This window comes from Croceivirga sp. JEA036 (assembly GCF_011882165.1).
In the GTDB taxonomy this organism is placed as follows: domain Bacteria; phylum Bacteroidota; class Bacteroidia; order Flavobacteriales; family Flavobacteriaceae; genus Croceivirga.
The window spans coordinates 91,277-107,160 of sequence record NZ_JAATON010000002.1; the positions used below are offsets into that span (position 1 = coordinate 91,277).

Below are 15,884 nucleotides of genomic sequence, written 5' to 3' on the forward strand. Positions count from 1 at the left end.
GAAATTAAAAAGCCTTCCAAAATTGGAAGGCTTTTTTTATGCTAAGTCTGCAGCTGCTATCAACCGCAGTATAGTATCTGTGACTTTTTCACTTTCCCATTCTTCTTCTATATTGGGGAGTTGCATTACGTGTTGCATAATACGTTCTTGGGCATCTCCTAGTTCTAAAGCTTCTGCATAAGGTCTGTTAGAAAAGGTAACCCTGCTGTAAACGGGTGTCCATTTATCTGGATGTTCCGCGGCAAACTTTTTTTCTATTTTCTTCTGGAGTAAAAACATAGGGTTGGCGGTTTTACTACTCATTTCTATAAAATTACGGTAGCTTAACTCCGCAATAGCATCCGCATTTGGCTTGCGTTTCTTTTCGTACTGTTTAAAAATTTGTTCCCAGTCGTCTCCATTCGCTTCTATCAGTTGGTGTAACTCATAGATATCCTCAAAACCGGCATTCATCCCTTGCCCGTAAAACGGTACAATGGCGTGGGCAGAATCCCCTACCAAGGCTACTTTATCCCAATACGTCCAAGGAAAACATTTCATAGTCACCATTGCACTCGTAGGATTTTTAAAAAAATCTTTAGTTAAATCTTCTATCTCTTTACGTACGTTAGGAAAGTATTCTTTAAAAAAGTCTTTAGCCTCTTGTTCTGTGGTTAAGGTTTCAAAAGATACATCCCCTTCAAAAGGTAAAAACAGCGTACACGTAAAACTACCATCTAAATTGGGCATGGCAATTAGCATAAACTTACCTCTGGGCCAAATGTGAAAGGAATTTTTATCCAGTTTATGGCTGCCGTCTTCATTGGGTGCTATGGTGAGCTCTTTATACCCTACATCTATAAAATCTTGAGAATAATCGAACCTACTTCTACGCTGCATTTTATGGCGAACTCTAGAAAATGCCCCATCACAACCAAAAATATGGTCATAGGCATATTCTTTCCATTCTCCTTTTTCCGTTTCGCCCGTATAGATTTTTGCTTCTGGCAGGTTTACATCCCAAACTTTTTCATTGAATCTAAATTCCACGCCGTTCTCTTCTGCTAAATCTATCATCTTACGGTTTAAAATACCTCTAGAAATAGACCAAATAGCCTCGCCTTCTTTCCCGTATTTTTGGTAATAAACAGGTGTGTCATTTACATGCATGGCTCTTTGGTAGAGCGGAATTGCAATTTTCTTGATTTCATCTTCTAAACCAACTTCTCTAAGCGCCTGCCAGCCTCTATTGCTCATTGCAAGATTGATAGAACGCCCAGAAAACTCCACCGTTCTAATATCTGGTCGCCTGTCAAAAACAGTAATCTGGTGTCCTTTTCGTTTTAAATAAATAGCCAATAGCGAACCGACTAATCCTGAACCTATTATGGCTATATTTTTTGCTGCTTGCTGCTTCATTTATTCCTGTTTATGAGAGCGGAGTTTAATTAATCGTTAAATGTAAGAACAAATAATAACATGGTATTGGCAAAGATTTATTTTGTTTAATATATTTTTGTTTTAATTAAACATTTTAAGCCATTGCATTCAAAATCCCACTTACCTACTAAAATTTGTCCTGTTTGTAACCGGCCATTTAGCTGGCGTAAAAAATGGGAACGTAATTGGGAGCATGTAAAATATTGTAGCAAAAAATGCAGCAAAAACAAAAACAAAAATCAGGTACCGGGCTAGTCTGGTTTAGGAACGACTTGCGAGTTACAGACCAACTTTCGTTGGTAAAAGCTTGCGAGCACACTAAAACAATAGCCGTTTATTGCTTGGACCCATCGCTATTTAAAAAATCTTCCTTCGGTTTTACAAAAATGGGGAAATACCGCGCCAAGTTTTTATTAGAGTCGCTTGTAGATTTAAAAGCGCAGCTCAAAGCATTGAACATTCCTTTATTTGTTGTCCTTGAAAGTCCAGAAACGTATATCCCTGCCTTAGTAAGCAAACACCATATAACAACCATTTATTTGCAGAAAGAGTGGACTAAGGAAGAAGTGGATAGTCTTAAGCAAGTAAAGGAACAACTTACAGAGAACGTGACCTTGTATGAGTCGTACTCGCAATTTTTATTTCACCCAGACGATATTCCCTATCCTAACTTTGATACCATCCCTAATGTTTTTACGGCTTTTAGAAAAAAGTGCGAAAAATATGCTACGGTTAGAAGACCAATTTCCGAGTGCAGTCCAAAGGACCATTCTAATTACTTCATCACAGAAAACAACCAAATTCCTACGCTAAAAGATTTAGGCTATTCTGACTTTGAACCCAACTTAAATACAGCCTTTCCCTTTAGTGGTGGCAGTACTGCAGCCAAAGAGCGTATTGCTCATTATTTTTATAAAACTGAAAATTTAGCCCATTATAAGGAAACAAGAAATGGACTTTTAGGAATAGATTACAGTTCTAAATTATCTGCTTGGTTGGCAAATGGAAGTATTTCTGCAGTAGAAATCTACTGGGAAATTCAAAAATTTGAGAAAAGCGTCATCAAAAATCAAAGTACCTACTGGTTATTTTTTGAATTGGTTTGGCGCGATTATTTTAAATACGCTAGCCTAAAATACAACGACCGTTTATTCTATTTAAGTGGTTTTATGGACAGGACGTATGATTGGCACCTGAACGATAGAAAAAAGCAACAGTGGATAGATGGAAACACTCCAGATGCCTTTGTAAACGCCAATATGATAGAACTTGCCAAAACTGGTTGGATGAGCAACAGGGGAAGACAAAACGTTGCAAGTTATTGGTCTAAAACTTGGCAACAAGATTGGCGTATTGGGGCAGCTTATTTTGAAGAGCAACTAATAGATTATGATGTACATAGCAATTGGGGCAATTGGCAATATGTTAGCGGCATAGGTAACGACCCCCGCAATCGAAAATTCAATACCAAATTGCAAGCAGAACGCTACGACCCACAAAACACGTATCAAAACCTTTGGCTACATGAAAATTAAAACGATACGATTGGTCTTAGGAGACCAACTTAATAGTAAGCACAACTGGTTTAGTAGTACGGATGACAGCGTACTTTACCTGATGGCAGAAATGCGCCAAGAAACAGACTATGTAAAACATCACATACAAAAAGTGGTTGCCTTTTTTATGGCGATGCGCAATTTTGCAGAAGAATTAAGCACAAAAGGGCACCAGGTAAAATACTACAAAATTAATGATGAGGATAATCCTCAAAACTTAAATGAATTAATAACGCAAGAAGTATCCAAACACCAAGCGGCTTCTTTTGCCTATCAATTGCCAGATGAGTATAGGTTAGATCAACAATTACAAAACATCTGCAAGGAGCTTAATTGCGATACCAGTGTAGCGGATACTGAACATTTTTATACACAACGCAAAGACCTAGAAGAATTTTTTAAAGGAAAAAATAACTTGCTGATGGAAAGCTTTTACCGCATGATGCGTAAAAAGCACCATATTTTGATGGCAGCAGACCAACAACCAGAAGGTGGCAAATGGAATTTTGACCATAGCAATAGAAAAAAATGGAACGGAGAACCCCAAATTCCGCACGAAAGGGGATTTAGAAAAGACGCAACTAACCTGTTAGCAGAGATTGAAGCCGCAGGCATAGTTACATTTGGTAACATTCCAGATAATAATTTAAGCTGGCCTACCTCTAGAGCGGACAGTCTTGCTGTACTCAATCATTTTTGCAAAGAGTTACTGGTACATTTTGGAGATTATCAAGATGCATTACACACCCAGGAGTATTTTCTATTCCACTCTCGCCTTTCTTTTGCCATGAATAGTAAAATGCTTTCTCCAAAAGAGGTTATAAACAAGGTATTAGATAGGTATTATGATGAGGACCAACAGGTAGCTATTTCTCAAGTAGAAGGTTTTATAAGACAAATATTGGGTTGGCGAGAATATATGAGGGGTATTTATTGGAAAGAAATGCCAAACTACGCCAATCTGAACAAATTAGACAACACCAACAAGCTACCTGAATTTTTCTGGACAGGCAATACAAAAATGAACTGTCTAAAGCATGCTATTGGTCAGAGTTTGGATACAGCGTATGCACACCACATACAACGCTTAATGGTTATTGGTAATTTTTCATTACTAGCACAATTACACCCAGACCAAGTAGATAATTGGTATTTAGGCGTTTATATAGATGCGATAGAATGGGTAGAAATTACCAACACCAGAGGCATGAGTCAGTTTGCAGATGGTGGTATTGTGGCTACCAAACCCTATGTAAGTAGTGCCAATTACATAAATAAAATGGGCAATTACTGCAAAGGTTGTCATTACAAACCCACTAAAAAAACGGAAAAAGATGCTTGCCCTTTTAATGCCTTGTATTGGAACTTTTTAGACGACAAAAAAGAGTATTTTAAAGACAATCAGCGAATGGCCATGATGCTAAATCTATTAGAAAAGAAAAATGCATCGGAACTTGCCCAATTAAAAGAGCGGGCTCAAGAAATTATTAAAAATCCTGATAATTTTTAGACAAAACATCCAAAACGTACTTCCATACGTATATAAGTTGAACTATTCCGCGAGAGCGTCTATATATAGAAAGACCTTCATAAATTGTTTATGAAGGTCTTTTCATTTTTAAACGGTAAACTTTACTACTCTAAGATGCCGTCTACAATTCCATATTCTAAAGATTCTTTGGCATCCATCCAGTAATCACGGTCAAAATCTTTCATTACTTTTTCAAAAGATTGCCCACAATTATCTGCTAAAATCTGTGCCCCAATTTCTTTGGTCTTAATAATTTCTCTTGCCTGTATTTCTATATTAGACGCTTGTCCTTGAGCGCCACCACTAGGTTGGTGAATCATAACTCTGGCATGGGGTTGTATAAACCGTCTCCCCTTTTCACCCACAGATAACAAAATAGACCCCATAGATGCTGCTAGTCCCGAACAAACGGTAGAAACCGGACTCTTAATTTGCTTTATAGTATCATAAATAGTGAAACCAGAAGTAACATAACCCCCAGGACTATTGATAATCAATTGTATTTCCTCGTTGCTGATCATATCTAAATACAAAAGTCTATCTACTACATGTTTGGCAGAATCGTCGTTAACCATTCCCCAAAGGAAAACCTTTCTGTCTTCCAATAATTTCTCTTGTATAAGATCTTGTACTTTTCCTTTTTTAGCACTCATAATATAAACTATCTAGACTTCAAAATTAATTAAAATAATCCGCTTTACAGTAACTAAAATCACGCTAATAATTTTTCTTTCCTACAAATTCCTACACAAATTCTTATACCAAACGTTAACCACAAAGAGCAACTGATTCACAACAAATTAATACCAATTTTAACATTTATCCGTTAAGAGATTTTGTGATTTTAACGAAATAAACCACACAAACACCGTGTATTTTATCGATTAGGTAACGGGCTGTTTAATTTTATACCCGAATTGAAACCCAAATCAATTTACACAAGAACAAACAAACATAACCCCTATGGGAAAAAATTACATCGCTAAAAATTACGGGCTAAGACTTGCTATCTTAGCAATATTTTCGTTGCTTACACAACAATTTTTAGTTGCGCAGCTACAAACACCTTTCTCTGCTAGGTATTCAGAAACCATAAATGGGGATGTTACCATGATTGCCAATACTGTACTTTCTAGAACAGCTACTGGCGATTATAATGGAGAAAATGGAAATCACAATTTCAAAGACAATGTCTTTGTAGATATTGACTCTGATAATTCCACTTTTAATTCGTCCAATGCAGAATTTAAAAATCCATTACCAAGAGTTAGCTGCTATAATTTTAAAAAAGTACTACTCTATTGGGCTGCTGCGGATAAAGAATATCAAACAACGGCTACAGATACCATTGCAGGTACAGGAGGAGCAGAGCCTAACTGGAATTTTAGACAAGTAAAATTAAGGCTTCCAGGAGAATCTACATATAGCACTGTTGATGCAGATGAAGTAATTTTTAGGGGTAGAGACACCCACTTTGTAAACGACCCTTACGTTTGTATTAAAGATATTACTGCAGAGGTAGATGCTTTGGCAGACCCTTTTGGTATTTATCAAATAGCTAATGTAAAAGCTACAGAAGGTAGGTTGCAATCCCATTTAAATAATAGGACAGGTACCTCTGGTGGTTGGCAAATTGTTTTTGTGTATGAAAACGAAACTTTAAACCTTAGAAATGTTACTCTTTTTGATGGATATGTACATACCACACAAACAGAAGGCGAAACGGAGTTTACCTTTTCTGGTTTTCAGACCGTTCCTAGTGGACCAGTAAATGCGGATATTATTTTTGGGGCCTTAGAAGGTGACCGAGATATTACTGGTGACCGTTTTCAAATATTAGACACCAGCAACCAATGGTTCGAAATGACAGAGGGCTTGGGTGCAAACGTTGTTCGTGATACCGCCAATTTCTTTAATAGTAGAATCACCTTAAAGAATACAGATTTCTTAGATAGAACACCCGCAAGTACCAATACATTAGGATTTGACGCAGGGATTTTTGAATTAAAAAATAGAGCTAATAACATTATTGGCAACAACCAAACTTCGGCTAGATTAAGGATTACCTCTACTCAAGAAACCTATGGTGTATATTTAACGGGACTAAGCATAGAAGTTTTTGAGCCTAACGTTGGCTCCATGCAGTTAACTACGGAAGATAACAATACGTTCTTAGAAGCTGGAGACAACCCCATATTACGTTTAACGGTGAACAACACAGGTAATGATGATGTTAGAAACTTGGTCATCACAACCACCTTACCAGAACAGTTAGATTTTATTGGGGACGCTAGTAGTCCCGCTGGTACTACGTACAGCTTTAATGCAGCCACAAGAGTACTAACAATAGCTGTACCTGATGGAGCTACTGATATTACTTCTCCTAGCTATAATTTAGATTTTGAAGTACACGTAAAAGACCCCTGCCCTGGTTGTTTAGATAATTTTGCTTTGCAGGCATCTGCAACCTATACCGGTGCTATCAATTCCACAGAAAAGACCAGCGTTAGTTCTGGCTCCTTTGATGATTGTAATTTACCCAATTACGACCCCACACAATTTACCATCAAACCAAATATTAGAATAACAGACGGTGCTGCAGAAGAAGGAAATACCATTCCTATTACGGTAACATCTAGCCATGTATTGAGCAATCCCGTAAGTTTTGAAGTTAGTTATAGCAATGACACCACTACAGATGATGATTATACCAGACCTGCCAATGTAACCATACCTGCCAATGCTAGTTCTGCTACTGTGGGTATTGTTGCCATAGATGATGATTGGGCAGAAGCCACAGAACAAACCTTTGAAGTAAGTATTGGCAACCCTACTAGTGACGTTACCTTAGCGGATGACAATGCCATCGGAACCGTAATAGATACAGATATAGCTTATATAGTTGGGGGGAACTTTAGTGCAACTGAAGGTGATGATATTCAATACCGTTTCTTCTTATCTACAGGTCAAAATTCTGACGGCCGCACCTATGTAGGTATAGAAGACGAATATTTTTTAGATGCATTATTTCAAGAAAAAGCAAATTCCACAGACCCCGCTACAGATGGAGCCGATTTTAATGGCTTTTCTACCACAGTATCTTTTCCTGCAGGTTCTTTAGCAGGTTCAGAACTTTTTATTCCGGTACCTACAATAGACGATAACATTTTTGAGCCTACGGAAGAATTTGAAATTGTAAAGTCTTATAATTCCGCTGAGAACACAAAATATGGAACGGGGCCAAGAAGGGTAAGCATTAATCTAGAACGCAGTGTTTTACGTATTTTAGACAATGACAATTTTGCTCCTGGCCTAGGGATTAGTGTATCTGATTTTAATGTCCCAGAAAATGTGGGTACTGCAGAATTTGTAGTTTCATACAAAGGACTTACCATTCAAAACGGTTTTACCATAGATTATGAAGTAACCAATGGAACAGCTGTTCGCCCGGGAGATTACACAATAGATGCAAATGCATATACAGGTACGCTTACCTTCCCTGCAAACACTCAGAATGGAGATACCCAAACGGTTACACTCAATATAATTGACGATTTACTACTAGAGCAAGACGAAACCGTAAACATTAGATTATTGAATCCATCTAATGTTCTTATTCCTCTAGTAGATGTTAATGGTGTAGGTACAATAGAAGACAATGAAACCTTTGGAGCTAATCAAGGTTTATTTGCAGAAGGTTTTACGGTTCCAGAAAATGAAGGCACAACCAACTTTACCATTCGTTATACTGGTCCTGATGTACAAGATGCTTTTGATATAAATTATGTAATTGCCAATGGTACTGCAACCACACCAGCAGATTATACGGTAGCTAATGCTACTGGCACAATTATATTCCCTGCGGGCACAAGAGCTAATGATACTATTAACCTTCCGGTAACTATTATTAATGATAATATAATTGAAGGTCAAGAGCAACTTACGTTAACCATAAACACTACCAATCCGTTAGTGCCCATTAACGATGCTACCGCCAATGGTATCATCAATGATGATGACAGTACGGGTACCGAAGGTCTTTCTATTGTACAAACCGATGTTATCGTGACCGAAGGTTTGGGTGTAACCGCTACTTTTGATGTAACCTTGACTGGAGCGTATGCTTCTGGTTTCGATGTAGATTTCTCTACCGCTTTTGGTACGGCCACCGCCACCGACTTTACCCCTATCAACAACGGAACTATCACCTTTGCTGGTAATAATGGCGAGGTACAACAAATCGTGGTGTCCATCTTGGATGATGCTATCATTGAACCGCAAGAAGCGTATACCGTTACCTTGAACAGCACTACCAATCCGTTAGTGCCTATTAACGATGCTACCGCTAACGGTATCATCAATGATGATGACAGCACAGGCACCGAAGGTCTTTCTATTGTACAAACCGATGTTATCGTTACGGAAGGTTTGGGCGTTACGGCTACTTTTGATGTGACTTTAACTGGGGATTATGCTTCTGGGTTTGATGTAGATTTCTCTACCGCTTTTGGTACAGCTACCGCCACCGACTTTACGCCTATTACCAATGGAACTATCACCTTTGCGGGTACAGATGGTGAAGTACAACAAATCGTGGTGTCCATCTTGGATGATGCTATCATTGAACCGCAAGAAGCGTATACCGTTACCTTGAACAGTACTACCAATCCGTTAGTTCCTATCAACGATGCTACCGCTAATGGTATCATCAATGATGATGACAGCACGGGTACCGAAGGTCTTTCTATTGTACAAACCGATGTTATCGTGACCGAAGGTTTGGGTGTAACCGCTACTTTTGATGTAACCTTGACTGGAGCGTATGCTTCTGGGTTTGATGTAGATTTCTCTACCGCTTTTGGTACAGCTACCGCCACCGACTTTACGCCTATTACCAATGGAACTATCACCTTTGCTGGTAATAATGGCGAGGTACAACAAATCGTGGTGTCCATCTTGGACGATAATATCATTGAACCGCAAGAAGCGTATACCGTTACCTTGAACAGCACTACCAATCCGTTAGTGCCCATTAACGATGCTACCGCTAATGGTATCATCAATGATGATGACAGCACAGGTACGGAAGGTTTATCTATAATACAGACCGATGTTATCGTGACCGAAGGTGTGGGTGTAACCGCTACTTTTGATGTAACCTTGACTGGAGCGTATGCTTCTGGTTTCGATGTAGATTTCTCTACCGCTTTTGGTACGGCTACCGCCACCGACTTTACACCTATCGCCAATGGAACTATTTCTTTTGCGGGTACGGATGGTGAAGTACAGCAAATTGTGGTGTCCATCTTGGATGATGCTATTATCGAAGCCCAAGAAGCCTATACCGTTACCTTGAACAGCACTACCAATCCGTTAGTGCCTATTAACGATGCTACCGCTAACGGTATCATCAATGATGATGACAGCACAGGCACCGAAGGTCTTTCTATTGTACAAACCGATGTTATCGTGACCGAAGGTTTGGGTGTAACCGCTACTTTTGATGTGACTTTAACTGGGGATTATGCTTCTGGGTTTGATGTAGATTTCTCTACCGCTTTTGGTACAGCTACCGCCACCGACTTTACGCCTATTACCAATGGAACTATCACCTTTGCGGGTACAGATGGTGAAGTACAACAAATCGTGGTGTCCATCTTGGACGATAATATCATTGAACCGCAAGAAGCGTATACCGTTATCTTGAACAGCACTACCAATCCGTTAGTGCCTATTAACGATGCTACCGCTAATGGTATCATCAATGATGATGACAGCACAGGTACGGAAGGTTTATCCATAATACAAAGCGATGTTATCGTAACTGAAGGTGTGGGCGTGACCGCTACTTTTGATGTGACCTTAACTGGGGATTATGCTTCTGGTTTCGATGTGGATTTCTCTACCGCTTTTGGTAGCGCTACCGCCACCGACTTTACGCCTATCACTAATGGAACTATCACCTTTGCCGGTAATAATGGCGAGGTACAACAGATTGTTGTGAACATTATAAACGATGATATCATTGAACCGCAAGAAGCCTATACCGTTACCTTGAACAGTACTACCAATCCGTTAGTGCCTATAAACGATGCTACCGCTAATGGTATCATTAATGATGATGACAGCACAGGTACAGAAGGTCTTTCTATCGTACAAACCGATGTCATCGTAACCGAAGGTGTGGGTGTAACCGCTACTTTTGATGTGACCCTGACTGGAGCGTATGCTTCTGGTTTCGATGTAGATTTCTCTACCGCTTTCGGTACGGCCACCGCGACAGACTTCACCCCTATTACCAATGGAACTATTTCTTTTGCGGGTACCGATGGTGAAGTACAACAAATCGTGGTGTCCATCTTGGATGATGCAATTATCGAGGCCCAAGAAGCCTACACCGTTACCTTGAACAGCACTACCAATCCGTTGGTGCCTATAAACGATGCTACCGCTAATGGTATCATCAATGATGATGACAGCACAGGTACAGAAGGTCTTTCTATCGTACAAACCGATGTCATCGTAACCGAAGGTGTGGGTGTAACCGCTACTTTTGATGTGACCTTAACTGGAGCGTATGCTTCTGGTTTCGATGTAGATTTCTCTACCGCTTTCGGTACGGCTACCGCGACAGACTTCACCCCTATTACCAATGGAACTATTTCTTTTGCGGGTACCGATGGTGAAGTACAACAAATCGTGGTGTCCATCTTGGATGATGCTATTATCGAGGCTCAAGAAGCCTACACCGTTATCTTGAACAGCACTACCAATCCGTTAGTGCCTATCAACGATGCTACCGCTAATGGTATCATCAATGATGATGACAGCACAGGTACGGAAGGTTTATCCATAATACAAAGCGATGTTATCGTAACTGAAGGTGTGGGCGTGACCGCAACTTTTGATGTGACCTTAACTGGGGATTATGCATCTGGTTTCGATGTAGATTTCTCTACCGCTTTTGGTAGCGCTACCGCCACCGACTTTACGCCTATCACTAATGGAACTATCACCTTTGCGGGTAATAATGGTGAGGTACAGCAGATTGTTGTGAATATCATAAACGATGGTATCATTGAACCGCAAGAAGCATATACCGTTATCTTGAACAGCACTACCAATCCGTTAGTGCCTATCAACGATGCTACCGCTAATGGTATCATCAATGATGATGACAGCACAGGTACAGAAGGTCTTTCTATTGTACAAACCGATGTTATCGTTACGGAAGGTGTCGGCGTGACCGCTACTTTTGATGTGACCTTAACTGGGGATTATGCTTCTGGTTTCGATGTAGATTTCTCTACCGCTTTCGGTACGGCTACCGCGACAGACTTCACCCCTATTACCAATGGAACTATCACCTTTGCGGGTAATGATGGTGAGGTACAGCAGATTGTTGTGAACATATCAAACGATGATATCATTGAACCGCAAGAAGCGTATACCGTTATCTTGAACAGCACTACCAATCCGTTAGTGCCTATTAACGATGCTACCGCTAATGGTATCATCAATGATGATGACAGCACAGGCACCAAAGGTCTTTCTATTGTACAAACCGATGTTATCGTGACCGAAGGCTTGGGTGTAACCGCTACTTTTGATGTTACCCTTACTGGAGCGTATGCTTCTGGTTTCGATGTAGACTTTAGTACCGCTTTCGGTACGGCTACCGCGACAGACTTCACCCCTATCACCAATGGAACTATCACCTTTGCCGGTAATGATGGTGAGGTACAACAGATTGTTGTGAATATCATAAACGATGGTATCATTGAACCGCAAGAAGCCTATACCGTTATCTTGAACAGCACTACCAATCCGTTAGTGCCCATTAACGATGCTACCGCTAATGGTATCATTAATGATGATGACAGCACAGGTACAGAAGGTCTTTCTATCGTACAAACCGATGTTATCGTTACGGAAGGTGTGGGTGTAACCGCTACTTTTGATGTGACCTTAACTGGGGATTATGCTTCTGGTTTCGATGTAGATTTCTCTACCGCTTTTGGTAGCGCTACCGCCACCGACTTTACGCCTATCACTAATGGAACTATCACCTTTGCGGGTAATAATGGTGAGGTACAACAGATTGTTGTGAACATATCAAACGATGATATCATTGAACCGCAAGAAGCGTATACCGTTATCTTGAACAGCACTACCAATCCGTTAGTGCCTATCAACGATGCTACCGCTAATGGTATCATCAATGATGATGACAGCACAGGTACGGAAGGTTTATCCATAATACAAAGCGATGTTATCGTAACTGAAGGTGTGGGCGTGACCGCTACTTTTGATGTGACCTTGACTGGGGGTTATGCATCTGGTTTTGATGTAGACTTTAGTACCGCTTTTGGTACGGCTACCGCGACCGACTTTACCCCGATAACCAACGGAACTATTTCTTTTGCGGGTACCGATGGTGAAGTACAACAAATCGTGGTGTCCATCTTGGATGATGCAATTATCGAGGCCCAAGAAGCCTACACCGTTACCTTGAACAGTACTACCAATCCGTTAGTGCCTATAAACGATGCTACCGCTAATGGTATCATTAATGATGATGACAGCACAGGTACAGAAGGTCTTTCTATCGTACAAACCGATGTTATCGTTACGGAAGGTGTGGGTGTAACCGCTACTTTTGATGTGACCCTGACTGGAGCGTATGCTTCTGGTTTCGATGTAGATTTCTCTACCGCTTTCGGTACGGCTACCGCGACAGACTTCACACCTATTACCAATGGAACTATCACCTTTGCGGGTAATGATGGTGAGGTACAACAGATTGTTGTGAATATCATAAACGATGGTATCATTGAACCGCAAGAAGCCTACACCGTTACCTTGAACGGTACTACCAATCCGTTGGTGCCTATAAACGATGCTACCGCTAATGGTATCATCAATGATGATGATGATATTCCTGGAACTACCGGATTATTTATCAATGATATCACCGTTAATGAAACAGACGGCACAGCTACCTTAGCAATTACTTTAGTTGGTACGGTTCAAGATTCGTTTACTGTAGACTTTAGCACTTCAGACAATACAGCAACCGCTAGTGAGGATTATACAACAACAGCAAACACCCTAACCTTTGTTGGGAATGAAGTTGACCCAATCACCATAACAATACCTATCCTAAATGATGTATTGTTAGAAGAGGAAGAAGATTTCCATGTCGTTTTATCCAACTTAAGCACAACAGTAATTCAAATTAACAAGGCAATAGGAATTGTAACTATTATTGATGATGAATACGATACTGATGGTGACAACGTACCAGATATAACAGATTTAGACGATGATAATGATGGTATCCTAGATGCTAACGAGGGAGACACTACTATTGACACCGATGGTGATGGATTTGCGGATAGTATCGACATCGATTCGGATAACGATGGTATTCCAGACAATGTAGAAGCGCAAACCACTGATGGTTATGTACCACCAACTGGTAATGATTCTGATAACGATGGTTTAGATGATGCTTACGATACCAACGATGAAGGACTTGTCCCTGTAGACACCGATGGCGATGGTTCGCAAGATGTTATAGACCTAGATTCTGATAACGATACTGTTCCGGATAATAACGAAGGGAACGATTTTAATAACGATGGCCAACCAGATTGGACCTTTACGGGTACCGATACCGATGGTGATGGCTTGGATGACGGTTACGAAGGCAGTGATGTAAACGATGGCTTTGATGTGAACGATGAGATTGACGACCCTGCCAACGATTTACCCAATACGGACAACCAAGACGATGTTAATTATCGTGATGTAGATGATGATGGTGACGGTATCCCTACCATGGACGAAGATGCGGACAACGATGGCGACCCAACCAATGATGATACCGATGGGGATGGCATTCCAGATTACCTAGACCCAACGGATACAGACGGAGACGGTGTTCCTGATTATGTAGATTTAGACGATGATAATGATGGTATCCTAGATGCTAACGAGGGAGACGGTGCTACAGACACAGACAATGATGGCTACCCAGATAGCAGAGACATTGACTCGGATAACGATGGTATTCCAGACAATGTAGAAGCGCAAACCACTGATGGTTATGTACCACCAACTGGTAATGATTCTGATAACGATGGTTTAGATGATGCTTACGATACCAACGATGAAGGACTTGTCCCTGTAGACACCGATGGCGATGGGGCCCAAGATTTCATCGACCTAGATTCTGATAGCGATACCGTTCCGGATAATAACGAGGGGAACGATTTTAACAACGATGGCCAACCCGATTGGACCTTAACGGGTACCGATACCGATGGTGATGGCTTGGATGACGGTTATGAAGGCAGTAATGTAAACGATGGCTTTGATGTGAACGATGAGATTGACGACCCTGCCAACGATTTACCTAATACGGACAATCAAGACGATGTTAATTATCGTGATGTAGATGATGATGGCGATGGCATCCCAACCATGGACGAAGATGCGGACAACGATGGCGACCCAACCAATGATGATACCGATGGGGATGGCATTCCAGATTACCTAGACCCAATGGATGATAGATTTATGGACCCGAATTTTGAGGACATGACCATCATTTGTGGAGAAGAAGTACCTGCCATACCAGAATTAGGAGATATTGGCGGTTGCAGTACCCCTGTGGTTAACTTTACAGAAGAAATTGTTACGGTAGCAGACACCGATGATTATATGATAGAGCGAAGATGGGAAGTAGCTGATGACTGTGGCAACACAGCCACATTTACGCAGACCATTTTTGTAATGCAGCCACAATTAGAAGAAGTTTATATTGATGTTTGTGTGGAGGATGAAGTTGTAGACCTTATCAATTATTTACCACAGGGCTTTGATACCAACGGAATCTTTACCGTAGTAGAAGGCGAAGTGATTTTAGAAGGCTCGCTATTTAATCCTGCTAATTTAGCATTAGGAGAATATAAAATAATGTACGCATCAGATAGTGGTGATTGCAAGTATTATGTAGATTTTATAATTACTACAAACAATAATTGTGTGCCTTGTACTAGAGACCAAATAGAGGTTTCTAAAGCCGTAACACCAAATGGTGATGCTATTAATGATGTTTTCGAAATTAAAGGAACCGAGTACTGTGGGTATACTTTTGATGTTCTCATCTTTAACCGATGGGGAGATAAGGTATATGAGTCTAGAAACTACCTAAACGATTGGGGAGGCACATCACCAAACAATGCTTACGGTAGTAGAGGAACTGTACCAGCAGGAACGTATTATTACATTATAAAAATAAATGAACAGCCAGAAATGCAACCCATCAACGGTTACATTTACGTTGGCACAGAATAAAACATACAACTTGG

The 15,884-nt window shown here is 40.4% G+C and carries 6 protein-coding genes; 4 read left to right on the plus strand and 2 right to left on the minus strand.

From position 1 onward, the window contains the following. Positions 1-36 precede the first annotated feature (36 nt). A complete protein-coding gene (locus tag HCO57_RS05280; RefSeq protein WP_167988178.1) occupies positions 37-1,398 on the minus strand; it encodes an FAD-dependent oxidoreductase in 1,362 nt (453 codons plus the stop codon). A gap of 123 nt (positions 1,399-1,521) precedes the next feature. Between HCO57_RS05280 and HCO57_RS05285 the strand changes: the two genes are divergently transcribed. The 3 genes from HCO57_RS05285 to HCO57_RS05295 are packed head-to-tail and all read left to right on the plus strand — an operon-like array spanning position 1,522 to position 4,485. After that, positions 1,522-1,674, plus strand: coding sequence for a DUF2256 domain-containing protein (locus HCO57_RS05285; RefSeq protein ID WP_167988179.1), 153 nt, complete (start codon positions 1,522-1,524; stop codon positions 1,672-1,674). Further along, on the plus strand, positions 1,635-2,954 hold the full coding sequence (locus HCO57_RS05290) for a DASH family cryptochrome (RefSeq protein WP_167988180.1): 1,320 nt from the start codon (positions 1,635-1,637) through the stop codon (positions 2,952-2,954). The genes HCO57_RS05285 and HCO57_RS05290 overlap by 40 nt, the downstream gene beginning before the upstream one ends. Then, positions 2,944-4,485, plus strand: coding sequence for a cryptochrome/photolyase family protein (locus HCO57_RS05295; protein WP_167988181.1), 1,542 nt, complete (start codon positions 2,944-2,946; stop codon positions 4,483-4,485). Before HCO57_RS05290 ends, HCO57_RS05295 begins: the two co-directional genes overlap by 11 nt. Before the next feature lie 125 nt (positions 4,486-4,610). Here the strand turns inward: HCO57_RS05295 and HCO57_RS05300 are convergent, their stop codons facing one another. Further along, on the minus strand, positions 4,611-5,159 hold the full coding sequence (locus tag HCO57_RS05300; protein WP_136952128.1) for a ClpP family protease: 549 nt from the start codon (positions 5,157-5,159) through the stop codon (positions 4,611-4,613). A 310-nt stretch (positions 5,160-5,469) separates the two neighbouring features. Between HCO57_RS05300 and HCO57_RS05305 the strand changes: the two genes are divergently transcribed. Continuing rightward, positions 5,470-15,870 carry a Calx-beta domain-containing protein gene (locus tag HCO57_RS05305; RefSeq protein ID WP_167988182.1) on the plus strand — a complete coding sequence of 3,467 codons (10,401 nt, stop codon included), beginning with the start codon at positions 5,470-5,472 and terminating at the stop codon, positions 15,868-15,870. The last annotated feature ends 14 nt before the right edge of the window (positions 15,871-15,884 follow it).

What these genes read in the sequence shown, in the direction of transcription:
- HCO57_RS05280 (WP_167988178.1), bottom strand. Translation starts at nt 1,398, where the DNA reads ATGAAGCAGCAAGCAGCAAAAAATATAGCCATAATAGGTTCAGGATTA.
- HCO57_RS05290 (WP_167988180.1), top strand. Translation starts at nt 1,635, where the DNA reads ATGCAGCAAAAACAAAAACAAAAATCAGGTACCGGGCTAGTCTGGTTT.
- HCO57_RS05295 (WP_167988181.1), top strand. Translation starts at nt 2,944, where the DNA reads ATGAAAATTAAAACGATACGATTGGTCTTAGGAGACCAACTTAATAGT.
- HCO57_RS05300 (WP_136952128.1), bottom strand. Translation starts at nt 5,159, where the DNA reads ATGAGTGCTAAAAAAGGAAAAGTACAAGATCTTATACAAGAGAAATTA.
- HCO57_RS05305 (WP_167988182.1), top strand. Translation starts at nt 5,470, where the DNA reads ATGGGAAAAAATTACATCGCTAAAAATTACGGGCTAAGACTTGCTATC.